The sequence below is a fragment of the Candidatus Kaelpia imicola genome, from assembly GCA_030765505.1.
In the GTDB taxonomy this organism is placed as follows: Bacteria; Omnitrophota; Gorgyraeia; order Kaelpiales; family Kaelpiaceae; genus Kaelpia; species Kaelpia imicola.
The window spans coordinates 1-24,560 of the sequence record JAVCCL010000008.1 but is presented as its reverse complement, the minus strand read 5'-3'; the positions used below and the strand labels follow the sequence as shown (position 1 = coordinate 24,560).

Here is a 24,560-nt window from a genome sequence, read left to right as displayed (position 1 = left end):
GGCTATTATTTTTAACCTAAACTGTTTATAATAGGTACGATACTATGCAGAAGTTACAATATTTTGACCCTATAAGCGTAGATTTTCCGCGAGAGATTATTTATAAGAGACTGGGCTTTAAGCCTGGTATGGATATAGTCTCTAGTCAGATTGAAGAGTTTGATGGTTATATTCAGGAAGGTCTACTCAAGATGGAGCTTAAAGGGGCATATCTGAGGCTTCCGGTTAAGAAAAACAGTAACTCAGTAGTTGAATTTGAAAATGGTCTTCGGATAAAGAGCGAGCTTCTCTCTTCTCTTTTAAACAATTATCGGGAGGCTCTCTTTATGGCTGCAACTACCGGAGAGAGCATAATAGATGAGATTAAAATTGCTCAGGATGAGAATATGACTAAGGCTGTTGTTTTAGATGCCTTGGCATCGGAATCGGTAGAGCTATCTTTAAGATGGATACAGAGATTCTTAGACAGGGAGCTTTTAAGAGATAGGAGACGTCTTATTTTGAGACGCATCTCTTGCGGCTACGGTGATTTTAAAATAGAATATCAGAACGAGATTTACCGTTTGATGAAGCTCGGTAGGCTCAAGATAGAGATCAATGACTATTTCCAGTTAATACCGGAGAAGTCGGTCACTGCGGTTACTGCTATAGAAGATATCGGTTAGATTGATATGAAAATAGAGAATATATTAAAAAGAAGAGTGCTTATCCTTGATGGTGCCTGCGGTACCTCTTTGCACGAGATGGGCATGCCATCAGGGGTCTTGCCTGAACTCTGGTGTCTGGAGAATAGAGATGTTCTGTGCAAGCTCCACAGGAGCTATATAGAGGCAGGATCTGATGTCATATATAGTGCCACTTTCGGAGCCAATCGAGTAAAGCTTGGAGATAAAAAGATTAATATTTCAGAGTTAAATAAGAAACTTGCTCTTATCGCAAAAGATGCTGCCGGTTCTGGTGAAACTCTTGTTGCGGGTGATATTAGTTCTACAGGTAAATTTGTTAAACCGTTTGGAGAACTTGATTTTAACCAAGCTGTCGATATCTTTAAAGAACAGGTCAGAGGGTTGATTGAAGCCGGGGTTGACCTCTTCGCAATAGAGACGATGATGGATATTCAGGAGGCACGGGCGGCATTGATAGCGGTACGTGAGATCAGTGATAAGTTTACCATTGTTACGATGAGTTATGAGAAGTCCGGCCGGACATTAAACGGGACCGACCCGCTAAGTGCTCTTATTACTTTAGAGAGTTTAGGAGCTTCTGCTGTAGGCGCCAACTGTTCCAGCGGTCCTGAGGATATGAAGAGTATTATCTTGAAGATGAAGGATTATGCCAGGGTTCCTCTTATTGCAAAGCCCAACGCCGGGATGCCTGAGGTTATAGCCGGAAAGACTCTCTTCAATATGCCGGAAGACCGGTTTGCAGAGGCTGGAAAGAATCTCATCTTATCCGGAGTCAGCATCATAGGAGGGTGTTGCGGGACGACACCTCAGCATATAGCGGCTTTAAAGAGAGAGATGAAGGGCTTAAAGCCGGCTTCTAAGAAGTTGCGGCGATATAGCGCTTTAAGTTCTGCAGCTTCCAGTTTGGTCTTTGATAAAGATTCCCCCTTGATAGCCGTTGGAGAGAAGATAAATCCCAGCGGTAAGAAGAAGTTACAGAAATCAATCTTAAATAGAAACCATTCTCTCATAAGAGAGCTTGCCAGAGAACAGGAACTTAAAGGGGCAAAGCTCTTGGATTTAAATGTCTCTGTTTTAGGTGTTGATGAAAAAGAGGCTATGCTTAGTGCGGTATCAGTTTTGGCGGTTAGCTCAAAGCTTCCTCTTGTAATCGACTCTTCAGATCCGGATGTAATTGAGGCAGCTTTGCGGTTCTATCCGGGGCGTGCTATGGTTAACTCTATATCCGGAGAGAGTGAGAAGCTGAAGAAGCTCTTGCCCGTTGTTAAAAAGTATGGAGCCATGTTTATACTCTTGCCTTTAACCTCAGCCGGTATCCCCAGGTCTTTTCAGAAAAGAAGAGAGGCGATAGACAGATTAGTCAAAAAAGTAAAAGAGTTTGGAATTAAAAAAGAGAGTGTTGTGGTCGATGGCATTACTTTAGCGGTCTCAGCTGAACCTGAGGCAGGGGTTGAACTGCTTAAGACTATTGGATATCTAAGTAAAAAGTTAGAGATGAATACTATCATAGGGCTATCCAATATATCGTTTGGGCTTCCCAGGCGGGATATCATAAACAAAACCTTTCTCTCTTTAGCAGAAGAGAGAGGTTTAAACCTTGCTATTTTAGATTCTCATAAGATTAAGAGTAGTCGTAAGAGTAAATATGCCGAAAAGCTTCTCTTGGCTGAAGATAGAGGCGGTAAAGATTTCATAAAGCGTTTCTTCGGTTCTAATACCGTAAAGCATCCTGTTAAATCGATGAATGTCAGAGTAGATTCTGCCGACCTTATCAAAGATAAAATATCCAGAGCTATTATTGAAGGAGATAGAGATATAATTCTCGAGTTGATAAAATCTGCTTTGGCCAAAGATATAACGGCTATAAATATTGTGAATAAGATTATGATTCCTTCAATCGGTATTGTAGGTGAAAGATTCAACAGGAAAGAATGTTTCCTGCCTCAGTTGATATCCAGCGCTGAGGTTGTTAAAAAAGCTTTCTCTATCTTAGAGCCTTATCTTAAGAAGAAGAATAGTGAGAGAAGAGCTTTGGTTATGGTTGCAACCGTTGAAGGGGATATTCACGATATCGGTAAGAACATAGTAGCGCTCATAATGAGTAATCACGGTTTCGGTGTGATTGATCTGGGTAAGGATATTTCTGCCGAAAGCATAGCGAGAGAGATAAGAAGATATAAACCCGATATTGTAGGTCTATCTGCTTTGATGACAACCACCATGGTCAATATGGAGAGGGTTGTAACATTGGTTCGCAAAGAGAGGCTTAATGTTAAGTTTATGCTTGGAGGTGCTGTTGTAACAGAAGGTTATGCAAGGAGCCTCAAAGCTTTCTATGCGAAAGATGCGGTTGAAGCAGTAAGAGTTGTGAAGAAGATTTTATCAAAATAAGGGTTGCTATAGAGCTGCAGAAGTTAATTTTCATTAGTCTTAAAACGATTTAAATATCTCATAAATCCTTCTTTAGAGTATATCGGGAATAGTTTGATTGTCTTAAAATAAGAACCCCTCTGGGAAAGCTTAATAACCTTAAAATAACTTATAGGTTCTAATATAAGAGCGGTGAAGATATATATTAGGTAAAAAAGAATCTTAAATCTTATGCTGCCGGGTTTTAATTTGTAAATACTGATAAGTCTTATTATGCAGCTACCTTTAATGCAAGGAGTGAGTTTGATAAAATTGTTTATTATGTTTTTATCAGGAATAAGAAAGTCTTTTCTGAGATAATCTTCAGTAAGATCAGAGTGTTCTGATTTTGCTTTTAAATATAATTCAGTTCCAGGATAGAGAACCAGAGAGAAGAGCTGGAGGTAGAAAGGTTTTGGGGTTTCACTTAAAACCTCGATAGTTTTTAGTTTGTCGGTTATGTTCTCGAAAGGATTATCTGTTATAACATCATAGAATGCAGCAATATTAAAATCTTTTATAATTTTAGCCGCTTTAAGAAAATCGGACTTTAAAGACTTTCGCCCGTATATCTCTTTGCATGTATGATCACTGCCGCTTTGCAGTCCCAGGCTTACCCAGCTCAATCCAGCCTCTTTCAATAGTCTGATTTTTTCTCTATTAACATATATTGGAATAGACCTGATAATAAACGGTTTATCTACCCTTCTTTTATAAAGGATGCAGAATTCTCTGAAATAATCTTCTGGGGCCGCTAAAAAACAATCGTCCTGAAAATTTATATACTCAATTTCCGGATTCTCATTCACAGTTTGGCAGATATCTTTGACAATATTATCAACACCGCGCCTTCTTATAGCATTGCTTTCATAGAGCTTGGAGATGAAGCTATTACAGCAGTAGGTGCAGCAGAGCGGACATCCTCGGCTGGATATTATACTGTAAGTTCTCCCTGTATACCTGGAACGTTTTTTAAATGACTTTTTATCAAGCGGGATAATGTTCTTAGCGCTTAAGATGAAAGCATTCTTGGGTAGGTGTTGATAAAAGGGCAGTGAATCTAAATCGGCGATTGGCGGGTAGAGAGGATTTCTCCTTATGATGCCGGCATTCCTATAACATAGATTATTAATCTCTTTTATATTTCTATTTTCAATTATACTCTCTGCTACATTGAGAATAGTTCTCTCTCCTTCACCTATACAGACAAAATCAGCGTAATTTAAACAATCTTCCGGAGATATAGTAGGGTGTATTCCTCCCCATATAATCGGTGTCGAGCTAATAAAACCTTTTAAAAATTCTGTCAGATTGCAAGCCTTGAAATATTCGAGACTCATCAAGCTAATAGCAATAAAATCCGGGTTAGTTTGTAAGACGAATCTTTTAATCTCTTTTAATCCCCCATCGTTTTTAATGTAAAATGAGGATAGATAGAGGAGAGTGGAATCGTAGCCATTATTCAGAAGATGGTAGTGGAGATATTTTAGTCCGATTGTATCAAGGTCTTTTTGTAGCGAGATTAATAAAGCTTGCATTAATAGATAGCCGATTATTATAGGCCCAGCTTCTTCATTTTATCAGGAATAAATATTGTTAACAACTGTATAAATCTAAATATAACTATATTCTTTACCTTGGACCTAATTGTCTTGTATTAATCTTGAGTCTATTGATATAATGAACGGGAATTTTAAAATCAAAGGAGTTCTGGATGGAAAATATTGAGATTAAGGTTCCTAAAACTGAAGATGTAGATAGTTTTACAGTTATATTCTGGCATTATCAGGAAGGAGATATGGTGGCTAGAGGAGAAGATATCCTTGAACTTGCGACAGAGAAGACCACTTTTAATATTACAGCACCTTCCTCAGGCAGGCTTATTACGTTAAAATATCCTGAAGGCAGCGTGGTTAAGCCGGGCGATCTGATAGCCGTTTTAGAAAAAAGTGAGGTGAAAGATGAATGAAATTTTAAACTTACTTAAGAAGAATGCCAAGTTGTCCTCGGAGGATATTGCAAAGCTGCTTAAGCGTAAACCCTCTTCGGTTAAGAGTGATATTAAAAAACTGGAAAGAGATAAGGTGATACTTGGCTATAAGGCTATAGTAAATGAGGATAGAGTAAAGGGTGCTAAACCTGTAAGGGCTATTGTTGAGGTTAAAGTGACTCCCAAGAGAAATCTGGGTTTTGATTATATCGCAGAGAGGGTCTACAGGTTTCCTGAAGTCAAGACCTGTTATCTTGTCTCCGGCACTTATGAGCTTCTTTTGATACTTGAGGGTGAGGATATCCATAAGGTATCTCAGTTTATTGCCGAGAAACTTGCTCCACTGGAAGGGGTGAGGGGGACCGTTACCCATTTTTTCCTTAAGAAGTATAAAGAAGAAGGGGTAATATTTGAGTCTAAGAGCGGTAACCACAGAAAGAATATTACTTTATGAATATAGATATATCTAAAAAGGCAAAGTCTATTCCACCTTCGGGGATAAGGGAGTTTTTTGACCTTGTTCTTGGAATGGAGGATATAATATCTTTAGGAATAGGCGAGCCTGATTTCGTAACGCCGTGGAACATATCGGAGGCAGGTATCTACGCTCTTGAGAAAGGATATACCTCCTATACTTCAAATCAGGGAATAGAATCTTTAAGGTTTGATATCTCAAATCATCTTAAAAAGAGATATAAGCTTATCTATAACCATAAAGATGAGATTTTGATAACTGTGGGAACATCCGAAGGGTATGATCTGGCCTTAAGAGCTCTGATCAATCCGGGGGATGAGGTTCTTATTCCTGAGCCCTGCTATGTCTCTTATTTGCAGGTTGCAAAACTTGTCGGAGCAAAACCTAAGTATATAAATACAACCGATAATGGTTTTAAGATAACACCTCAGCTATTAGAGGACTCTATTACCAAAAAGACAAAATTGTTGGTCTTAAATTATCCTTCTAATCCTACTGGGGTGAGCTACAGGAGGTCAGAACTAAAAGAGCTTGCCCTGATAGTTAAAAAGCATGATTTGGTAGTCTTATCTGATGAGATCTACGGAGATCTAACATATGATTTTAAGCATACCCCTTTCTCTACTCTTCCTGGAATGAAAGGTAGAACCGTATATATAAACGGTTTCTCCAAAGCCTATGCTATGACAGGTTGGCGTATAGGTTATGCTTGCGGCCCTCCTGAGGTAATCGCAGCCATGGCCAAAATACATCAATATACCATGCTCTGTGCTCCTATAATCTCTCAGATGGCGGCTTCTGAGGCTCTCTTAAAAGGAGATAATGCCTTAAGAGATATGAAGAGAGAGTACTTAAGAAGAAGAAATTATGTCATGGAGAGGTTGATTGAGCTTGGATTCAGCTTTCCTCATCCGGATGGCGCTTTCTATATATTCGCTTCTCTTGGAAACGAAAAGTTTGACGGCAAAAAGCTTTCTTACAGACTTCTTAAAGAGAAGAATGTTGCGGTTGTTCCCGGGGTTGCTTTTGGAAGACCGGAGAATAACGGGCATTACATAAGAATATGCTATACCGCTGAATTCGATAAACTTAAAGAGGCTTTAGACAGGATTGAACAGTTTCTTGAGGAGTAGAGAGAGTTGAGCCCTCGTCGCATTCTTATTCTCTATACAACTAATAAATCAGGCCACCATCATGCTGCGTTGGCATTACAGGAAGCTATTGCTGAATTAGATAGTAATATAGAGGTCAACTGCGTGGATGCCTTTAGTTACACCAATCCCGTGCTCAATAAAATCACTCATACTACCTATATGCAGATCATAAGGAGGAGGCCTGAGGTCTGGGGATATCTCTATGATAATCCTGATATAGTTAGGCGTTCTCAGAATCTTAAAAAGATGATCCACAAGTATAGCTCCAGAAAACTGGTTAATCTTTTCTCGGAATTAAATCCGGACATTGTTGTCTGCACTCAGGCATTCCCTTGCGGTATGGTTGCAGATTTGAAAAAATATAAAAAGATAGATATACCCATCGTAGGTGTGACTACAGATTATGTAACCCACTCTTTCTGGTATTACGAGAGTGTTGATTCTTATATTGTCTCTGATGAATCCACGAAAGTTCAGATGGTTAAAAACGGCATAAAAGAAGAGCGTGTCAGGGTCTATGGGATACCGATTTCGCCTCAATTTATAAAACCAGTGGATAGAGATGAGGTTTTTAAAGATCTGGACTTAGAGCCAGGTTTGCCGGTTGTGGTTGTCATGGGCGGCGGCAGAGGTCTGGGAAGAATAAAACAGGTTGTTTACTCTCTCTCTAAAGCACCAAAGAGATTTCAGATAGTTGCTATCTGTGGTGTAAATAAGAAACTGCATTTTTATCTTAGGGTAAAATCAAGGTGGTTAAATAAAATTAAGCCGTTTAAGGTTTTTGGTTACATTGAGAATATGCATCGGATTATGTCTGTTGCCGATATATTGATATCGAAACCTGGCGGAATAACCACTGCCGAAGCTTTAGCCGAAGGATTACCTATGATCATATTCAACCCAATACCTGGTCAGGAGATAAGTAATACAGAGTTTTTGCTAAAAAGCGGCGCAGCGATAAGATGTGATCGGATAACAGATATAGGTATTCTTGTTGAAGAGCTGCTTCAGGAAGGCAATAAGCTCTCTGTTATGTCGGATTCAGCTCGACAGGCAGGATCTCCAGACTCTTCTTTGAAGATCTCAAGGGAGATACTCAATCTGATAGGATATGTATAGGATTGCTGTAAAGATTTTCTACCCTTTTTTTATAAACCTGCTTAAACTTTTACCGCGTTCGCTTGCTATAGAGCTTGCTCAGGTACTCTCTTTCGTATACTATTTTTTTGCCGGGGAAAGTACGGCTGCAATACGTGATAACCTCAAAGCCGTTATGGGATCCGATTTCAAGGAGTCCTCCGTTAGAAAACTTTTCAAGAATTTTGCATTCTACTTGGTTGATTTTATGAGAGATAGATCTAGGGACGAAAAGTTTTTTAAGAACTATTTTAGGGTTGAGGGAGAAGAGGTGATTCGGGAATCTTTTAAGATTTCCCATAGCGGTGTTATAGGCCTAGGCATGCATCTTGGTAACTGGGAATTTTCCGGAGGCTACTTATCTTATCTGGGCTATCCTGTCTCGGCTGTTGCATTGGACCACTCTATAAAATATGTAGACAGATTCTTTAAACGGCAGAGGAGGATGCTTGGAATTGAAGAGCTCCCCTTTAAGGACTCCTTAAATATCTGCCTCAAGAAGCTTAAGGAGGGTAAGATTCTTGGTCTTTTAAGCGACCGTGATTTTACGGGCAACTCTATAAAAGGCAGACTTTTTGGTAGAGATTGCTATTTCCCGAAAGCCCCTTTTTTAATCTCTTTACGTGCTCAAGTCCCTCTCTTTGTTGTAACTACAGTTAGAGATGGCTTGGGTTATAAGACTATAATCAAAGGACCTTTTATCTACAAGAGCTTTACTCTTAATGAGATGCATAGAATTATAGCTGATGTCAACAGGGTTGTGGAGGGATATCTTAGAGATTACCCCGAGCAGTGGTTCTTCTTTCAGAGATTCTGGGAGAAACCCGAAGATATTGTTATTCTTTAATTTTCTGGTATAATATTAGTCTAATTTCAGAAACAGGGTTAAACTGTGAAACTAAAAGATAGACTCAATGTATCAGTTATAGGTTCTGGTTATGTAGGATTGGTTACAGGCGTAGCTTTAGCTGAACTGGGTCATAATGTTCTCTGCATGGATGTAGATAAGCCCAAGATAGCCGAGATTGAAAAAGGTAAGATTCCGATATATGAGCCGGGGTTAAAAGAGCTGCTTTTAAAGAATCAACAGGAAGGCCGTCTTAGATTTAGTAGTTCGCTTAAAGAGGCGGTTGATTATGGTCTGATAATATTTATAGCCGTAGGAACCCCGCCTAAACCTAACGGTGAAGCTGATTTAAGTTATGTTGAAAACGTTGCCAGAGAGATTGCCGTTAATATGGACTCTTACCGTTTAATAGTCGAGAAGTCGACTGTGCCTGTTGAGACAGGTGAAAAAGTAAGGCAGGCTATGCAGCTCTATATCAAAGGTGAGGTTGATTTCGATGTTGCGTCGAACCCGGAATTTTTAAGAGAGGGTTCAGCAGTAGCTGATTTTCTGCATCCTGATAGAATAGTTATAGGAGTCGATAGCTCTAAGGCCAGAGATCTATTATTCTCTCTCTATAATCCGTTGGCAGCCCCTATCATTGTTACCGATATTAAGAGTGCTGAGCTTATAAAGCATGCTTCTAATTCATTTTTGGCCCTCAAGATCTCTTTTATAAATGCGGTATCCAGAATATCTGAGATGGTCGGAGCAGATGTTGATAAAGTTGCAGAAGGCATGGGTATGGATAAGAGAATAGGAGAGAGGTTCTTAAAGGCCGGCATTGGTTATGGCGGCAGTTGTTTCCCTAAAGATGTTGATGCGTTTATCCATATCTCTGAGGTGCTGGGTTATGATTTCAGCTTACTTAAAGAAGTGAGAAAGATAAATGAAGAACAACGTCAACTTGTCTTAAAAAAGATAAAGGAAGGGCTCTGGATACTAAAAGATAAAAGAATAGTTCTCTGGGGTGTATCTTTTAAACCCCAGACAGATGATATAAGAGGTGCTCCGGCGATAGATATTATAGAGGCTTTACTTAAAGAGGGTGCTATAGTTGTAGCGGTTGACCCTCAAGCGCTGGAGAAACTAAGAGGGGTATTTAAAGATAGGATAAGCTATGTCGTCGATAAATATGAAGCGGCTAAAGACGCAGACTGTATTTTGCTTACAACAGAATGGGATGACTTTAGAGATATTGATTTCAAAAAATTAAAAGAGATTATGAATCTTGCTTTTATCGTTGACGGAAGAAATTTCTATAAGCATTCAGAGGTTGAAAGCTACGGGTTCTTATATCTTCCTTTCGGCAGTTCCGCACTGGGTAAGCCTGTTGGGGGCAAGAGAGATATATGATAGAGGGGGGTTGATATTAAGAGGCTAAAGCTCTTGTTGAATATTTAGAAAAAGTGTGAGGTGATTATATGAATATCAAGGTGTATTTAAGGCAGAGAAAAGAACTTATTGATGAATATATCAAATGTGTTTTTCCAATTCATGATCAGCCTGAGAAAATTCATGAGGCATTATGGTTCTCTATGTTTAAGGGCGGTAAGAGGATAAGGCCTATCATTATGCTTGCTATAGCCGATTTAGCCGGAGTAGGACTTGAAAGAGTACTCAATGCAGCAGCTGGAATCGAAATGATTCACTCCAGCACTCTTATATTCGATGATCTGCCTTCCATGGACGATGCTTTGCTCAGGCGCGGTAAGCCTGCTTTGCATAAAGTCTACGGAGAGTCGACTGCTATTTTGGCAGCCAATATTCTTATGCTGGACGGACTTAAGCTGATAACAGAGGATCTTATAAAATTGCTGGAAGATAGAGAGCAGCTTATAGAGATAAATCGAGATGTTTTTGAAGAGATAGGTAAAGAGGGTGTAATGTTGGGGCAGTTTTTAGATTTGACACTCTCCTCTAAAAATATAAATAAAAAAGAGATAGAGGAGATTCACAAAAGGAAGACTTCCTCTCTTTTCATCCTCTCTTCTAAGGTAGCCGCATTGCTTTGCGGCCTCAAAAAAGATCAAGTGGATGCATTAATAAGTTATGCTGAATCTTTCGGTATGATCTTTCAAATAAGTGATGACTTCCTGGCTCTTAAAGGTGTAGTGTCAAAGACCGGAAAAACCTCCTTTAGGACCGATGTAAGTCCAAATTACATATCTGTAATAGGAGAGAGAGAAGCCAAGAATAAGATAAATGAGTATACCAAGAAGGCTATTTCGGATATTAAAGTCTTTAAAAAAGAGAACGAAGTCTTGGTTGAACTGATTAAACTTCTTAAAGGGAGGAGTGCTTAAAAAGTATGAAGGTGTTGATTTCAGGTGCTGCCGGGATGGTTGGTTCTCATTGTGCTGAGTTTTATGCTGAAGAAGGCAATGAAATTGTGGGGGTAGATAATCTCATGCGTTCAAAACTTTTTGGAAGCGACAAAAAATCAGTTGAATATAACTGGGAATATCTTTCTGGTTTTAAAAATATTGAGAGAATCTATCTTGATATCAGAGATAGGGATGGCTTAGAAGAGGTTTTTAAGAAAAACGATTTTGAGCTCATAGTACATGCTGCAGCTCAACCGGGTGTTGGATATTCAATACAGAATCCGGCTGAAGATTTCAGTATTAACGCAGTAGGGACTTTTAATATGCTGGAGGCGACAAGGAAGCATGCTCCTGGAGCCTCTTTTATATTCTGCTCTACAAATAAGGTCTACGGCGAGAATGTATCTAATTACGAATTAGTCGAAACCGAAAAGAGATACTCTTTTAAAGATATAGAGGGGATCTCTGAAACTACAGGTATAGACCTCGTTCCGCATACTCCATATGGCGTAAGTAAATACGTAGGAGATATCTATCTGCAGGAATATATAGATAGTTACAATATTAAAGGCTGTATCTTTAGAATGAGTTGTATCTACGGAAGACGCCAGTTTGGCTTTGAAGACCAAGGTTGGCTGGCCTGGTTTCTTATAGCTGCTGTTACGGGTAAGAAGATAACTATCTACGGAGATGGGAAGCAGGTCAGAGATGTTCTCTTTGTGGATGACCTGGTAAGAGCTTTTAATGCTTTCCATCTTTCAGGCAAAAAATCCGGGCTTTATAATATCGGCGGCGGTCCTGAGAATACTATATCGCTTCTTGAGTATCTCACTCTTCTTGAGGGTTCTCTCTCTCTTAAGATGGATAGAGCTTTTTCAGATTGGCGGCCTTCCGATCAGAAGGTGTATATATCTGATATTACCAAGTTGAAAGATGAACTTAACTGGGCCCCGTCTATAAAGCTGGATAAGGGTTTAAGTTGTCTTGCTGAATGGGTAAATAAAAATAGAGAGCTTTTTTAAAGTATGAGACCTATATTTCTTGACCGTGATGGGGTTATAAATAGGGAGCCGTCAGCTTTTGGCTCTGATTATGTAAGAAGTGTTGAACAGTTTGAGATTCTTCCTTGTGTAGCCAGAGCTTTAAAGCTTTTAATAGAAAATGGTTATGATATCTATTTAATATCGAATCAGGCCGGGGTCAGCAAAGGATTTTATTCAGAAGAGATACTTAACAGTATTACCTTTGCCATGGAAGATGAGCTGTATAAATACGGAGTAAAGCTGAAAGGTATAAAGTATTGTTTGCATCAGGATTCCGACGGTTGTGAATGCAGGAAGCCTAAGACAAAGATGTTTGAAGAGGTTATGGATAACTATAGCGGTATAGAGAGAGGAGGTCTTTTTTACATAGGTGATACCAGGAGAGATGTAGAGAGCGCCAGGAATTTCGGAATGAGTTCGATTCTTGTTTTAAGCGGTAAGATTAAAATAGATAGTATCTTTAACGTTAATGCTGGAGCAGATTTTGTGGCTAAAGATCTATATGATGCTGTTAAGAGTATAATTTTAAAATGAAAAAAGATTTTATTATACCTGAAAGTAAGAGTTATTATTTAGATGGTCTCTGCGGGAAGGTAGAGAAGTGTAAGAAGTGTGCGCTCCATTTAAGCAGGAATAACGTTGTCTTTGGCGAGGGTAATCCTGATGCACGTCTGCTCTTTATTGGAGAGGCTCCTGGAGCTGATGAGGACATGCAGTCTCGTCCATTTGTGGGTAGATCCGGTCAATTACTGACGAAGATCATAAGCGCGATGGGTCTTAAGAGAGAGGAGGTATATATAACAAACATACTTAAATGCAGGCCTCCTGAAAATAGAGATCCTCATCCTCATGAAGTTGAGGAGTGTATTCACTATCTTTTTATGCAGCTGGATATTATAGCGCCGGAGATGATAGTTGTTTTAGGGCGGGTTGCAGGGATTACTTTTTTTGGGAAGAGTTTCTCTATCACAAAAGAGCGGGGTAAGCTCTTGGAGTTTAGAGGTATACCTGTTATTCCAACATTCCATCCGGCATATCTTCTTATGAATCCCAAGGCAAAGAAGCTGACTTGGGATGATATGAAGAAGGTCTTGGCTGAGCTTGATTTACTGGTTCCGGATACTAAAGCCGGAAAATAGGGAAGAGAAGTTTTTTGTCGAAGAGATATTCTTAACTTAAAATAATAGATAAGATGCTTATAAATGTAGTTTTCGGGTTAGCTGTAGATAGGGTGTTCTCTTATTCTTTGCCTCCTGATATATCCAAGGTGGAGATAGGCTCCCGCGTAAAAGCCCCTTTTAGAAATAGTATTAGAGTAGGTTATATTGTAGGTATCGATGAAAGCGGTAAGAGTTTTCCGGGGTTAAAAGATATTGTTGAACTGCTTGATGATAAACCGTTTCTTAATAGAGAGATGCTTCAGCTAAGTGAGTGGATCTCATCCTATTATTACAGCAGCTGGGGAGAGGCCATTGAAGCGATAGTACCTTCTGTTTTGAGAAAAGGCAGGGAGAGTTATGGGCCGAGAAAGGATTATCTCTCTTTGGCTGACGATAGTTTCATAAGACCTACTGTTTTAACAAAAGATCAGAAAGAAGTTTTAAAGACGATAAATAGAAGTCTTGGTTCTTTTAATAGTTTTCTCCTCCATGGTGTTACTGGTTCAGGGAAGACCGAAGTTTATATCAGAGTAATCGAAGAGGTTTTGGATAGAGGTCAATCTGCTATAGTTCTTGTTCCGGAGATTGCCTTAACCCCTCAGACTATATCCAGGTTCAAAAAGTGTCTGGGAGATAAGATATCCGTGCTCCATAGTCGTTTAACCGAAGCTCAGCGTTTTAAAGAGTGGAAAAAATTAAAAGACGAAACAAATAGAATTTCTATTGGTACCAGATCAGCTGTCTTTGCTCCGCTTGAAAATCTTGGGCTTATAGTCATAGATGAAGAGCATGACTCAAGCTATAAGCAGAATGAGACTCCGCGCTATCATGCCAGAGAGGTGGCATTAAAGAGGGCCCAGATAAATAACTGTCCTCTTATCTTAGGCTCAGCAACACCGGCACTGGAATCTTACCATAAGGCTCAGAGTGGAGAACATGTTCTGCTTAAGCTTCCCGAACGAGTTAAGAATCAGAGTCTTCCTGTGGTCGGTGTCGTAGATTTAAAGACAGTGAAAAAGAAAAGCATAGGCAATATGATATTTACACCCCCTTTAAGAAGCAAACTGGAGGAAGTTTTAAGCAGAGATATGCAGGCAATACTCTTTCTGAATAGACGGGGTTTCTCTACGTTTATCTACTGTCAGAATTGCGGTTATGTTGCAAAGTGTAAAAGATGTGATCTGACTTTGACCTACCATATGAAAACAAAAGACCTGATATGTCATTATTGTAACTATAGAGATAATCTTCCTGAAGTATGTCCTCAGTGTCATAATAGATATTTGAGTTTGCGAGGTATAGGTACTCAGAGGGTTCTCTCTGAGCTATACAAGCTCTTTCCTTCTGTTAGGGCAGAGCGGCTTGATTCGGATTCTCTGGCCAAGAGAGGTAAGTTAGATGATATTATCAGTCAGTTTAGAGCTAAGAAGATCGATATCTTAGTAGGTACTCAGATAGTGGCCAAAGGACATGACTTTCCTCATGTTGAGCTTGTTGGTGTTATCTTGGCCGACCTATCGTTAAACATACTTGATTTTAGAGCCGGAGAGAGAACGTTCTCTCTTATTACGCAGGTTGCCGGGCGGTCCGGACGAGGGGATAACAGAGGTTCAGTTATAATCCAGACCTATAATCCGGAGCATTTTACTATTAAGACAAGCGTAGACCATGACTACGAGAGTTTTTATGCTGAGGAGATAAGGAGAAGAGAGGAGATCGGTTTTCCACCTTTCTCTGAATTGATTAAGATAGAGTTTCGTCATAAAGATGAGAGAAAAGTCAAAGAAGTTGCAGAGAAGATCAAGGCTAAGCTGATAGAGTCTTCAGGCGGCATGGTTGATGTTTTGGGACCTGCGCCTAGCCCTGTTAAAAAGAGGAAAGATGTTTACCGCTGGAACCTGATATCTAAAACTAAAAACGCTGAACAAATATCCAGGCTCCTGTATAGCATTATTGGTTACAATAGGCGTCTGGAAGGTGTTAATATAATAGTTGATGTGAATCCTTATGAACTCTAAAGATTTTGAAAAAGAGGTTGTCGAATATCCTGAGGTTGTCTTAAAAAGGAAGACCAGGTCTGTCAAAGTTATAGACAGAGAGGTTCTTGAACTTATAAGGCTTATGGTGGATGTTATGTTTGAAACTCAAGGGGTGGGTTTATCGGCAAATCAGATTGGCCGGGATTTAAGGATATTTGTTGCCTCCCCCCAATTAAAAAGAGAGGATGTCCGTATCTTTATAAATCCCAAGATTATAAGCAAAAGAGGAACTCAGGTAGACCAGGAGGGCTGCCTCTCTGTTCCCGGATTTAGTGCTTTCATCAGGAGATATGATGAGGTTACGGTAGAGGCTTTGAATATTGAGGGTAAAAAGTTTGAGATGAAGGCAGACGGCTTTATGGCCAGGATTATCCAACATGAGATAGACCACTTAAATGGGAAAATATTTATTCAAAGACTTCCCTGTAAAGAACGTAAGAAGTATTTAAAATCTGTTTTAAAGAGAGAAAAATGAATATTGTTTTTTTTGGATCAGGTGAATTTGCAGTTCCGGCCTTAAAGTTTCTTTTAAGCAGGGGAGATTTTTGTTTAAAGGCTGTTATTACTCAACCAGATAGAAAAGCAAAGAGAGGTATGCATTATCAACCTACAAAAGTGGGAAATTTTATTGCTTCGTCTGGTTTTAAAGGTGAGGTTCTCAAATTATCCGACGTAAACTCAAAAGAGTCTGTTTTGAAGATAGAGAGCCTCTCTCCGGAGGTATTTGTGGTTGCATCCTACGGAAGTATTATCTCAAAAGAGCTTTTGGGGCTAGCCTCTATTATACCTTTAAATATTCATGGGTCACTCTTACCCAAATATAGAGGTGCTGCTCCTGTTAATTGGGCAATCGTAAATGGGGAGAGAGAGACAGGTGTTACTCTGTTTAAGATGAACGAGAGATTTGATGCCGGAGATATAGTTGCTAAGAAAAGAGCAGCTATTACTGAGGATATGGATACGGTCTCTCTTGAGGAGAGATTGGCCAATGATTCTGTTAAACTCCTGGAAGAGGCTTTAAGCTGCTTAAATAAGGGGGATATCAAGCTCTATCCTCAGAAAGGAGAGTCAAGCTATGCTCCGAAACTAAGGAGAGAAGATGGTTTAATAGATTGGAGTACTATAGCGGTTGGTATTCGTAATAAGGTTCGGGGTTTACTACCTTGGCCGGGTAGTTTTAGTTATTTAGATTTCAAGTTACTTAAGATATATAAGGCTGGAGTGGATTTTAAAGAGTATCCAGGTGCTTCTCTGGCTGAAATAGTCAGAATTGAAGATGATTATTTCAGTATTAAATGCGGTATAGGCAACATTAATATCTTCGATCTACAGCTTGAGGGCAAGAAGAGGATGGTTGTCAGAGATTTTCTTTTGGGACATAGAATAGAATTAGGGATGAAACTCGGTGCTTGAAAATGGGTATGGGAATGATATAATATCCGTTAATATGAAGAGAGTAATTGTAATTAGCACTATCTTTTTAATCTTGCTTTTAAATCTTTCATCTTCTGGAGAGGATTTGATAGCAGTAAAGATTATTAAGTATGATAGCCATTATAGCTTTATAGTGATAGATAAGGGTGTAATAAATGGCATGGAGTCCGGAATGGAGTTTGTTGTTGTAAAGGATGGAGCTGAGATAGGTAAGATACAGGTTGTCAAAGTGAAAGAGAATGTGTCAGCCTGCGATGTAAAGGAGATGATGAGCGAAGCCTACCTTAAAAGTGGCGATATTATCACGATATATCCATATGGTGCGACCATGTCGCCTCAAGAGGTTCTAGAAACAGAAGATGAAAGAGAGAAGCCTCTTGAAGATCAGCCTATAACTAAGGATTCTTATAGGGAATCTTTATTTGATGTTCCCTCTGAAGTCCAAGGCAGAAGCATACAGGAGGTTATGTGGGTTAAGAATTTAGAGGGTGAGGTTATAACAGCTGATATTCTTGCAGATAGCGATCTCACTTTCTATGTTTTGAGGGATGTTCTTGAAGATCACAAGGTGATAGTTACTCATTCTAATAGATTGCAAGGTACTCTTACCGGTTTTAAGACTATAGAGATGAGTTTATTGAAGGGATTGTTTGCTGATTTTATCGGGTCTAAAGAGAGAAAGATTGTCTATGATGTCTTTGTTCAAAAAATAGGTCCAAAGACATCCAGAGTTAATATCGGCCTTAAGTATATTGCCTATAGTAGATCTGATATTTCAAAGGTCAAAGTTATAAAGAGCGGCAGGTATCTCTCTGAGGTGCAGAAGATGCTTAATAAAGTAAGAAATAAAACAGCTAAAATTCAAGCGGAATGGGGAGAATAGCATGGGAAGAGTAAAAGAAGGAGAAGGTAGACCTACTAATTGTAAAGGTTGTAAAAAGAGGTTGAGTATTAAAAAATGGTACTATAGGGATGGTTTTTATTTCTGTTCCAAGCGTTGCTGGTCTAAATCTAAAGATAAGGTAAGAGAAGAGGTAGAGAAAGCAAGAGAAGAGCGTGAAAAAGCAAAGCAGGAAGAGGCTCAAAAGGCCGCTGAGGATGTAGTTTCTGAGATTGAAGAGGTTTCTGAGGTAGTTGATGAGACTCAAGAAGTAGAAGTAGAAGTAAAAGAAGAGACTCCTGAAGTTGCAACTGGAATAGAAGAGACTAAAGAAGAGGGAGAGGTAGTAAAAGCAAAAGAAGAAGTTGAAGAGGAGTCTATCTCTGAAGAGGTTCAAAAAGTTTCGAAGGTTGAGATAGAAGAAGATGTAGAGAATAAAGTTGAATCAGATCAAATAGTAGAGGAATCTAAGGAAGAAGAGTCTCTAGATGCTGAAACTGTTGAGACAAAAGAGAAAGCCCCTGAAGTTGCAGCTGAAACAGAAGAGACTAAAGAAGAAGGAAAGGTGGTATCTGATTCAGAGGCTCAAGATAAGAAAGAGGAATGAGCGAAGTTTTAGATGCTATTGAGTGGCTTTCTCATGCAAGTTTTAGAATAGAGCATAGAGGTAAGGTTATCTATGTAGATCCTTGGAAAATCAAGGATTTAAAACTTGCGGATCTGATACTTATAACTCACCCTCACTTTGATCATTTTTCAGAAGAAGATATCTTAAAGTTAAGCAAGGACGAGACTTGTTTAGTGTTACCTGAAAATGTTAAGATCTCTTTTTTAAAGGATACTAATATTGTTACAATGGTTCCTTATGATCATAAAGAGGTTGCTGGTTTTAAGATCAGGGCATTCCCTGCATATAATATAAATAAAGATAATCATCCTAAGTCAAACTCCTGGATAGGCTATGTGATAGAGATAGATGGCGTGTCAATATATCATGCAGGAGATACCGACTTAATATTTGAGATGGATGATCTGGATGTAGATATTGCTCTTCTTCCTATAGGCGGTACATATACTATGGACGGAAGAGAAGCAGCTCAAGCTGCGGAGAGGGTAGGGGCTAAGATAGCTATTCCAATGCATTATGGGAGTATAGTTGGTTCAGGGCAAGACTTGGAGGTTTTTAAAAATAACCTTAGTACGGATATAGAGCTTAGGGTTTTAAATTAGTATCTTATGCCCCCTTAGCTTAAGAGGATAAAGTACAGGCCTCCGGAGCCTGGAATGGGAGTTCGACTCTTCCAGGGGGCAGATTTATTAAGATAGAGTAATATTGTTTTTAAATCCAAAATTTGATACTATATAAACATGCAAGATAGACGGAAACATTATCGCTTGGATGCAGTATTACCGCTTAAGCTTTTTCATACCGATGCTGATTTTATAACAGAGACAATAAATATCAGCTGCGGTGGAGCATACTGCCGGATTGATAAGTTTATTCCTGTTATGACAAAACTTAAGATCGTTATGTTTGTTCCTCTAATGGGCAAAAAAAAGTCTCATAAGATTGCCTGTGATGGTATAGTGGTGAGAACAGAGCCGGAATTACCAGCTGACGATATTGACAACTATAGTATAGCTATATTTTTTAGTGACCTTAAAAAATCAGACCGTTCTAAGATAGCAACATATGTCAAAAAGAAGAAGAAGTCCGATCCCTCCTGGAACTGATATTATATTAGTAAGCTCCTGTCTTGTTGGTAAAAAATGTTGTTATGATGGAGAGAGCAGATCAAACTGTATTGTAGAAGAGTTTTGTCAGGGGCATAAAATAGTAGATATTTGCCCTGAGGTTTTAGCTGGCCTAGGTACCCCAAGGGTTGTCTCAGAAATATCCGATGGAGACGGAGAGGCTGTTTTGAATGGAGTATCAAGGGTTATAAACCTATAAGGTTATGATTTAACAAGCCTATTTATTAAAGGTGCCGGAGAGGCTTTAAAAATAGCAAAGAATAATAATGTTAAGTATGCAATAATGAAATATAGTAGTCCCTCTTGCGGGGTAGGCTTAATCTATGATGGCAGTTTTTCGCATATCTTAAAAAGGGGAGACGGGGTAACAACAGCTCTTTTAAAGAGAGAAGGGATTAGAGTTATCTCAGATAGAGATTTAAATTAAAAGTTAGAATAAGGAGGTCGAGATGATAAGTCTTGATGAGTTTAAAAATATGGAATTAGGTGTTGGAACCATTAAAGAGGTTCAGGATCATCCCGATGCAGATAAGCTTTACGTTATAAAGGTCTCTTTGGGAGATGAGGAGAGACAGCTTGTAGCGGGAATCAAACCTTATTATGAAAAAGATACTTTAGTGGGTAAGCAGGCAGTTGTTGTTTTGAATATTGAGCCGGCGGTGATTAGAGGTGTTGAATCTTGCGGTATGCTTCTTGCAGCTAAGGACTCCGGAGGTATAACTATATTAACTACAGAGAGGGAAGTTGAAGATGGAGCAAAAATCAGCTGATAATAAGATTGCACATTCAGGTTTTGTTGCTGTTATAGGCAGACCTAATGTCGGTAAGTCTACTTTGATAAATATGTTTATGGGGGAGAAGGTGTCAATTGTCTCATCAACCCCCAAAACCACAAGAGATAAGATAGCTGCTATTTTAACAAAGGATAATTTTCAAATAATATTTTTGGATACTCCTGGAATGCATAAGTCGAAGTTTTTATTGGATAAGTACATGCTTAAGGAAGCCGAATCATCATTAGATGATGCAGATATCATAGTTGTTATGATAGATGCCCGGAAAGGTATAGAGAAAGAAGATGAGCGTATATTTGACATGATCAAACCTATAAAGAAGCCAAAGTTTGTCATTTTAAATAAGGTTGATTTAGTTAGGAAGCCGGATATACTCTTTATATTGGAAGAGATATCAAAGTGGAATAAGTTTGATGAGTATGTACCTCTTAGCGCAACGAAGGGTATTAATACAGATAGGCTTCTAGAGCTAATAACTAAGAATATACCCCAAGGACCATTCTATTATCCTAAGGACCAGCTTAGCGATAAATCAACTAGGTTTCATGTTGCAGAGGTTATAAGAGAGAAGATACTCTCTCGTACTTATCAGGAGCTGCCTTTCTCTATTGCGGTATCCGTTGATGAGTTCTTAGAGAAGAAAAAAGACTTAGTTGTTATAGAGGTAACTATATATGTTGAGAAGAGTGGGCAGAAGGCTATATTAATAGGTAAGAAGGGAAGTATGCTTAAAGAGGTAGGGATTGATGCCAGAGAAGAGATTGAAGTTTTTTTAAGCAAAAGAGTCTATCTTGATTTAAAGGTTAAGATTAATGATAAATGGAGAAAAGATAGTCTTTTCCTTAAGAGGGTTGGTTATGGTAAATAGTGATATAAAGAATAGACAGAGAATAGCTGTTATCGGTGGCTCTAGAGCGACTGAAGAGATTTTGAAAATGGCCAAGAAGTGCGGGCGCTTGATTGCCGAAAACAATGCGATTTTGATTACAGGTGGCTTAGGTGGTGTTATGGAGGCAGCCTCAAGAGGAGCTAAAGAAGCTGGTGGTTTCACAATAGGGATATTACCTGGAAGAGATAAAGATAGGGCTAATAAGTATGTAGACTTGGCGATGGTTACAGGATTGGGTGAGATAAGGAATGCTCTAATTATTATGAATGCTGATAGTATCATTGCAATAGATGGCTCATATGGAACATTGAATGAGATAAGTTATGCCTTGATATCAAAGAAGCCTCTCTTTGCAGTAAAGAGCTGGCATATAACTCAAGGTGAAGGTGAGAGCAAGAGAGGTGAGTTAGTTCATTGCGAAACGGTTGAGGAGGCTGTTAAAAAGGCTGTTAGAGCAGGAGTTAAAGATGGATGATGATGAATATTTAGATTTTGTTGAACATGAAGAAGTAGCTGAAGATTTAGATTTTGATGATCCGATAGAGTGCCCCCATTGTAAGAATATGATACCTAAGGACTCCCTGTTATGTCTTTATTGCGGAGAGAGCGTATCAATAGGAAAGAGGTCAGGTTGGATAAAGATAGTTGCCGGGATATTGATATTTATTCTTATTTTATTTTTGATTTGGAATTTGTGATTTAGATTTTAATCGGGTATACTTAAGACAACCTTAGGAGGGTGAGATGCGAGAGGGATTAAAAAGTTATAGAATTGCAATTGAGTGTCACTGTGGTCAGAAGATTATTGTTGAAGCAAATGATTTAATAGATTTATTAAGTAATATTCAAAATAATATCCTTGGGCATATTCAGTCCAATCATCCTGAAGAGATGACTAAGTTTAAAAGGAAGATGAAGCGTAATATGCTCGACATGTTAAACAAGCTCTTTAATCAAGGTAATGATTTCTTAAAAGGGGATGAGTGGAAGTTTTAATTACAAAATCAAATATCTTTACTCTCTTGCCAAAGTTTTTCCATCTCAGTTAAGGTAGTATCATAAAGAGATTTATCTTTCTCTTTTATCTTCTCTTCAATATAGTTAAAGCGCTTGGTGAATTTATCTATTGCATCGCGTAGTTTTACTTCAGGATCTATCTTTAAGAGCCTGCAGACATTTACAAGGGCAAAGAAGAGGTCTCCGAACTCTTCAGATAATCTATCTTTTTCATTTTCTTTATCAAGGTGTTCTTCGACTTCAAGTATCTCTTCTTTTACTTTTTTAAATGCCTCTTTTGATTTCTTCCAGTCAAACCCTACCCGTGACGCTCGCTCTTGAATTAGTTTTGATCTTATAAGAGAGGATATATTTTTGGGAACATTATCAAGAATTGATTTATCTTTCTTTTTGTCTTCCTTGCTCTTTAGGTCGTACCAGTGAGTTAAGGCTTCATCGGATGTTTTAAGGTCTTTGTCTGAAAATACATGAGGGTGACGTTCAATCATCTTTTTCGAGATTCTATCTATGACCTCATCTTTTAAGAAGTATTTTTTTTCTTCTGCGATATGTAGGTAGGATAAGACTGTAAACAGCAGATCCCCCAACTCCTCAAGCAACCCTTTTTTATCATCCTCTTCAATTGCCTGGGCTACTTCATATACTTCCTCAATAAGATAGGGGAGAAGAGTCTTTTCATCCTGTTCTTTATCCCAGGGGCAGCCTTTCTCACCCCTTAGCTGCTTGACTATATTCCAGAGCTCATTTATCTTATCCATTGCCCTCATTTTTTATCATAAATAATTATAAATTGCAAACAGGATTAATTCTGTTAGAATTTAATATGCTATGAAGATAGGTGTAATATCAGATACTCATGATAATGTAGTCAAGGTAAAGGCTGCGGTTGATCTATTCAATAAAAAAGAAGTTGGTTTTGTTATCCATTGCGGCGATTATGTTGCACCTTTTAGTTTAATTCCGTTTTCTGAACTTAACTGTGACTGGGCGGGGGTATTTGGGAACTGTGACGGAGAAAGAGATGGTCTTAAGAAAAGGTCAGAAGGCAAGATAAAAGAAGTGCCCTTTATACTTACTCTTGGTAATAAGAAGATAGTTGTAGTTCATGATATCGGGCAATATAAGAATGAAAAAACAGATATAGTGCTCTTCGGCCATACTCATAATGTAGAGGTAAGAAGGGGGGAGGCAGCGCTATTTGTTAATCCTGGTGAGGCGGCAGGTTGGTTGACAGGTGATTCTACTGTTGCAATTTTAGATACAGATACTCTCAAAGTAGATATAAAAGATATTTAGGAGGAGATATGGAGTGCATATTTTGCAAAATATTAAATGGTGAGATTCCAACTGAGCTTATCTATCAAGATGATGATTTAGTAGCATTCCGTGATATTAACCCTCAAGCTCCAACGCATATATTGATTATTCATAGAAAGCATATTGAGAGAATATCTGATCTTAATGAAGAAGACTCAAATCTAGCTGGGAAGATGGTTCTTGTTGCTAAAAAACTTGCTCAGGATGAGGGTGTAACTGAATCAGGTTTTAGGCTTGTTTTTAATAACAATAAAGATGCCGGCCAAGACGTATTTCATATCCATTTACACCTCTTGGGCGGCAGGAAGTTTTCCTGGCCTCCGGGATAATCTTTTATGAGAGAGATGAAAAACAGGCAGAATAAGACGGCACAGTTAAACTTTAAAGGCAAAAAGAGGGCTATTTCCAAGAAAATAGCTAAAAAAGAGGGGAGGTTAGATCGCCATGGCAGATAATAGTATTAGAATTGAAGAAGAGCAGTTGAATCTCTCTACAACTGGAGATGGAGACATAATTGATATAACAGGAGATGTTCAAGCGGCTCTATCTAAATTAAAGATGAAAAAGGGTGTAGTGACATGTTTTATACCGGGCTCTACCGCTCTTTTGACCGTTATAGAGTATGAATCCGGCTTGGTCCATGATCTGCCTCAATTACTCCAGAAATTGGTTCCAAAAGAGGGAAAATACTCCCATAATGCCACTTGGGGGGATGGAAACGGATTTTCCCACCTCAGGGCTTCATTAATAGGTCCATCACTCTCTGTGCCGTTTAGAGGCGGAAAATTGACTCTTGGAACCTGGCAGCAGATTGTATTTGTAGAATGCGATAACAAGTCTCGTCAAAGGACAGTTGAGCTGCAGTTTATAGGCGTATAACGCTTAATTTGTATCTCGCCTTATTATCTGGTATATTTATAGTCATAGGGGCTTAAATTAATATAGATATGAAATATTTTAAAGGTGTTGTTTTATCTGTATTTATTGGAGTGTTTTTACTATCTTCTTCCGCTTTGGCAAGAAGAGTAAAAACTGATTTAATATCTCGACAATTAATTCAAAATGGTGAAGCTACTATTGAAGCTGATGATGGAGTTGTTTTTACTTTAAAACTTGAGAAAACAACCCAAGACGAAAGATTTCCCGGAGAAAGATATGTCGTTTCGGT

The 24,560-nt window shown here is 38.7% G+C and carries 30 protein-coding genes, 1 tRNA gene and 1 pseudogene; 30 read left to right on the top strand and 2 right to left on the bottom strand.

From position 1 onward, the window contains the following. Positions 1 to 44 precede the first annotated feature (44 nt). Both P9L98_01460 and P9L98_01455 read left to right on the top strand, forming a co-directional pair. Positions 45 to 665: a hypothetical protein gene (locus tag P9L98_01460; GenBank protein ID MDP8215973.1), complete on the top strand. Its 621-nt coding sequence runs from the start codon at positions 45 to 47 to the stop codon at positions 663 to 665. A 6-nt stretch (positions 666 to 671) separates the two neighbouring features. Then, positions 672 to 3,077, top strand: a complete 2,406-nt coding sequence (locus P9L98_01455; GenBank protein MDP8215972.1) for a homocysteine S-methyltransferase family protein — start codon at positions 672 to 674, stop codon at positions 3,075 to 3,077. 23 nt (positions 3,078 to 3,100) lie between these two features. On the opposite strand, the gene P9L98_01450 is transcribed toward P9L98_01455, so the two are convergent. Next, positions 3,101 to 4,633 (bottom strand): radical SAM protein, encoded by a 1,533-nt coding sequence (locus tag P9L98_01450; protein MDP8215971.1) that lies wholly within the window; start codon positions 4,631 to 4,633, stop codon positions 3,101 to 3,103. Positions 4,634 to 4,809: 176 nt separating this feature from the next. On the opposite strand from P9L98_01450, the gene P9L98_01445 reads away from it, so the two are divergent. The 24 genes and pseudogenes from P9L98_01445 (at position 4,810) to P9L98_01330 (ending at position 22,054) form a co-directional block, all read left to right on the top strand. Next, complete coding sequence (locus P9L98_01445) at positions 4,810 to 5,064, top strand: lipoyl domain-containing protein (GenBank protein ID MDP8215970.1); 255 nt, start codon at positions 4,810 to 4,812, stop codon at positions 5,062 to 5,064. After that, positions 5,057 to 5,539 carry an Lrp/AsnC family transcriptional regulator gene (locus P9L98_01440; protein MDP8215969.1) on the top strand — a complete coding sequence of 161 codons (483 nt, stop codon included), beginning with the start codon at positions 5,057 to 5,059 and terminating at the stop codon, positions 5,537 to 5,539. The genes P9L98_01445 and P9L98_01440 overlap by 8 nt, the downstream gene beginning before the upstream one ends. Further along, positions 5,536 to 6,693 carry an aminotransferase class I/II-fold pyridoxal phosphate-dependent enzyme gene (locus P9L98_01435; GenBank protein MDP8215968.1) on the top strand — a complete coding sequence of 386 codons (1,158 nt, stop codon included), beginning with the start codon at positions 5,536 to 5,538 and terminating at the stop codon, positions 6,691 to 6,693. The genes P9L98_01440 and P9L98_01435 overlap by 4 nt, the downstream gene beginning before the upstream one ends. A gap of 6 nt (positions 6,694 to 6,699) precedes the next feature. Beyond that, the gene (locus tag P9L98_01430) at positions 6,700 to 7,833 is read left to right on the top strand and encodes a glycosyltransferase (GenBank protein ID MDP8215967.1); all 1,134 of its coding nucleotides are present in this window, start codon (positions 6,700 to 6,702) and stop codon (positions 7,831 to 7,833) included. Then, a complete protein-coding gene (locus tag P9L98_01425; protein ID MDP8215966.1) occupies positions 7,826 to 8,698 on the top strand; it encodes a lysophospholipid acyltransferase family protein in 873 nt (290 codons plus the stop codon). The genes P9L98_01430 and P9L98_01425 overlap by 8 nt, the downstream gene beginning before the upstream one ends. A 45-nt stretch (positions 8,699 to 8,743) precedes the next feature. Beyond that, on the top strand, positions 8,744 to 10,093 hold the full coding sequence (locus tag P9L98_01420) for a UDP-glucose/GDP-mannose dehydrogenase family protein (protein ID MDP8215965.1): 1,350 nt from the start codon (positions 8,744 to 8,746) through the stop codon (positions 10,091 to 10,093). 68 nt (positions 10,094 to 10,161) lie between these two features. Next, complete coding sequence (locus P9L98_01415) at positions 10,162 to 11,043, top strand: polyprenyl synthetase family protein (GenBank protein MDP8215964.1); 882 nt, start codon at positions 10,162 to 10,164, stop codon at positions 11,041 to 11,043. 5 nt (positions 11,044 to 11,048) lie between these two features. Beyond that, complete coding sequence (locus tag P9L98_01410) at positions 11,049 to 12,086, top strand: NAD-dependent epimerase/dehydratase family protein (protein ID MDP8215963.1); 1,038 nt, start codon at positions 11,049 to 11,051, stop codon at positions 12,084 to 12,086. Between the two features lie 3 nt (positions 12,087 to 12,089). Then, positions 12,090 to 12,641: an HAD-IIIA family hydrolase gene (locus tag P9L98_01405; protein ID MDP8215962.1), complete on the top strand. Its 552-nt coding sequence runs from the start codon at positions 12,090 to 12,092 to the stop codon at positions 12,639 to 12,641. Continuing rightward, entirely contained in the window at positions 12,638 to 13,246 is a 609-nt protein-coding gene (locus P9L98_01400; GenBank protein ID MDP8215961.1) for a uracil-DNA glycosylase, read from the top strand. Before P9L98_01405 ends, P9L98_01400 begins: the two co-directional genes overlap by 4 nt. Positions 13,247 to 13,299: 53 nt before the next feature. Further along, complete coding sequence (gene priA, locus P9L98_01395) at positions 13,300 to 15,285, top strand: primosomal protein N' (protein ID MDP8215960.1); 1,986 nt, start codon at positions 13,300 to 13,302, stop codon at positions 15,283 to 15,285. After that, a complete protein-coding gene (gene def / locus P9L98_01390) occupies positions 15,275 to 15,781 on the top strand; it encodes a peptide deformylase (GenBank protein ID MDP8215959.1) in 507 nt (168 codons plus the stop codon). Before priA ends, def begins: the two co-directional genes overlap by 11 nt. Continuing rightward, positions 15,778 to 16,719 (top strand): methionyl-tRNA formyltransferase, encoded by a 942-nt coding sequence (gene fmt / locus P9L98_01385; GenBank protein ID MDP8215958.1) that lies wholly within the window; start codon positions 15,778 to 15,780, stop codon positions 16,717 to 16,719. Before def ends, fmt begins: the two co-directional genes overlap by 4 nt. A 34-nt stretch (positions 16,720 to 16,753) precedes the next feature. Beyond that, the gene (locus P9L98_01380; GenBank protein MDP8215957.1) at positions 16,754 to 17,623 is read left to right on the top strand and encodes a hypothetical protein; all 870 of its coding nucleotides are present in this window, start codon (positions 16,754 to 16,756) and stop codon (positions 17,621 to 17,623) included. 1 nt (position 17,624) lies between these two features. Next, positions 17,625 to 18,227 (top strand): hypothetical protein, encoded by a 603-nt coding sequence (locus tag P9L98_01375; protein ID MDP8215956.1) that lies wholly within the window; start codon positions 17,625 to 17,627, stop codon positions 18,225 to 18,227. Continuing rightward, positions 18,224 to 18,850, top strand: coding sequence for an MBL fold metallo-hydrolase (locus P9L98_01370; GenBank protein ID MDP8215955.1), 627 nt, complete (start codon positions 18,224 to 18,226; stop codon positions 18,848 to 18,850). The genes P9L98_01375 and P9L98_01370 overlap by 4 nt, the downstream gene beginning before the upstream one ends. A gap of 8 nt (positions 18,851 to 18,858) precedes the next feature. Continuing rightward, a tRNA-Arg gene (locus P9L98_01365) sits at positions 18,859 to 18,931 on the top strand. A gap of 57 nt (positions 18,932 to 18,988) precedes the next feature. Further along, positions 18,989 to 19,354 carry a PilZ domain-containing protein gene (locus tag P9L98_01360; GenBank protein ID MDP8215954.1) on the top strand — a complete coding sequence of 122 codons (366 nt, stop codon included), beginning with the start codon at positions 18,989 to 18,991 and terminating at the stop codon, positions 19,352 to 19,354. 1 nt (position 19,355) lies between these two features. After that, positions 19,356 to 19,802, top strand: a pseudogene (locus P9L98_01355) (DUF523 domain-containing protein). 22 nt (positions 19,803 to 19,824) lie between these two features. Then, positions 19,825 to 20,145: a hypothetical protein gene (locus P9L98_01350; protein ID MDP8215953.1), complete on the top strand. Its 321-nt coding sequence runs from the start codon at positions 19,825 to 19,827 to the stop codon at positions 20,143 to 20,145. Then, positions 20,126 to 21,037 (top strand): GTPase Era, encoded by a 912-nt coding sequence (gene era, locus P9L98_01345; protein ID MDP8215952.1) that lies wholly within the window; start codon positions 20,126 to 20,128, stop codon positions 21,035 to 21,037. The genes P9L98_01350 and era overlap by 20 nt, the downstream gene beginning before the upstream one ends. Next, a complete protein-coding gene (locus P9L98_01340; protein ID MDP8215951.1) occupies positions 21,027 to 21,533 on the top strand; it encodes a TIGR00725 family protein in 507 nt (168 codons plus the stop codon). The genes era and P9L98_01340 overlap by 11 nt, the downstream gene beginning before the upstream one ends. Beyond that, positions 21,526 to 21,756 (top strand): hypothetical protein, encoded by a 231-nt coding sequence (locus P9L98_01335; GenBank protein ID MDP8215950.1) that lies wholly within the window; start codon positions 21,526 to 21,528, stop codon positions 21,754 to 21,756. Before P9L98_01340 ends, P9L98_01335 begins: the two co-directional genes overlap by 8 nt. Positions 21,757 to 21,802: 46 nt before the next feature. Further along, positions 21,803 to 22,054: a hypothetical protein gene (locus tag P9L98_01330; GenBank protein MDP8215949.1), complete on the top strand. Its 252-nt coding sequence runs from the start codon at positions 21,803 to 21,805 to the stop codon at positions 22,052 to 22,054. Positions 22,055 to 22,062: 8 nt separating this feature from the next. On the opposite strand, the gene mazG is transcribed toward P9L98_01330, so the two are convergent. Beyond that, positions 22,063 to 22,833, bottom strand: a complete 771-nt coding sequence (gene mazG / locus P9L98_01325; GenBank protein MDP8215948.1) for a nucleoside triphosphate pyrophosphohydrolase — start codon at positions 22,831 to 22,833, stop codon at positions 22,063 to 22,065. A 70-nt stretch (positions 22,834 to 22,903) separates the two neighbouring features. Here mazG and P9L98_01320 point away from each other — a divergent pair, with 70 nt between their 5' ends. The 4 genes from P9L98_01320 to P9L98_01305 form a co-directional block, all read left to right on the top strand. Further along, complete coding sequence (locus P9L98_01320) at positions 22,904 to 23,371, top strand: metallophosphoesterase (protein ID MDP8215947.1); 468 nt, start codon at positions 22,904 to 22,906, stop codon at positions 23,369 to 23,371. 8 nt (positions 23,372 to 23,379) lie between these two features. Continuing rightward, positions 23,380 to 23,721 carry a histidine triad nucleotide-binding protein gene (locus tag P9L98_01315; protein ID MDP8215946.1) on the top strand — a complete coding sequence of 114 codons (342 nt, stop codon included), beginning with the start codon at positions 23,380 to 23,382 and terminating at the stop codon, positions 23,719 to 23,721. Between the two features lie 115 nt (positions 23,722 to 23,836). Continuing rightward, positions 23,837 to 24,271: a secondary thiamine-phosphate synthase enzyme YjbQ gene (locus P9L98_01310; protein MDP8215945.1), complete on the top strand. Its 435-nt coding sequence runs from the start codon at positions 23,837 to 23,839 to the stop codon at positions 24,269 to 24,271. A gap of 68 nt (positions 24,272 to 24,339) precedes the next feature. Further along, positions 24,340 to 24,560, top strand: a 221-nt coding sequence (locus P9L98_01305) for a hypothetical protein (protein MDP8215944.1), incomplete at its 3' end; no start/stop codon positions are given.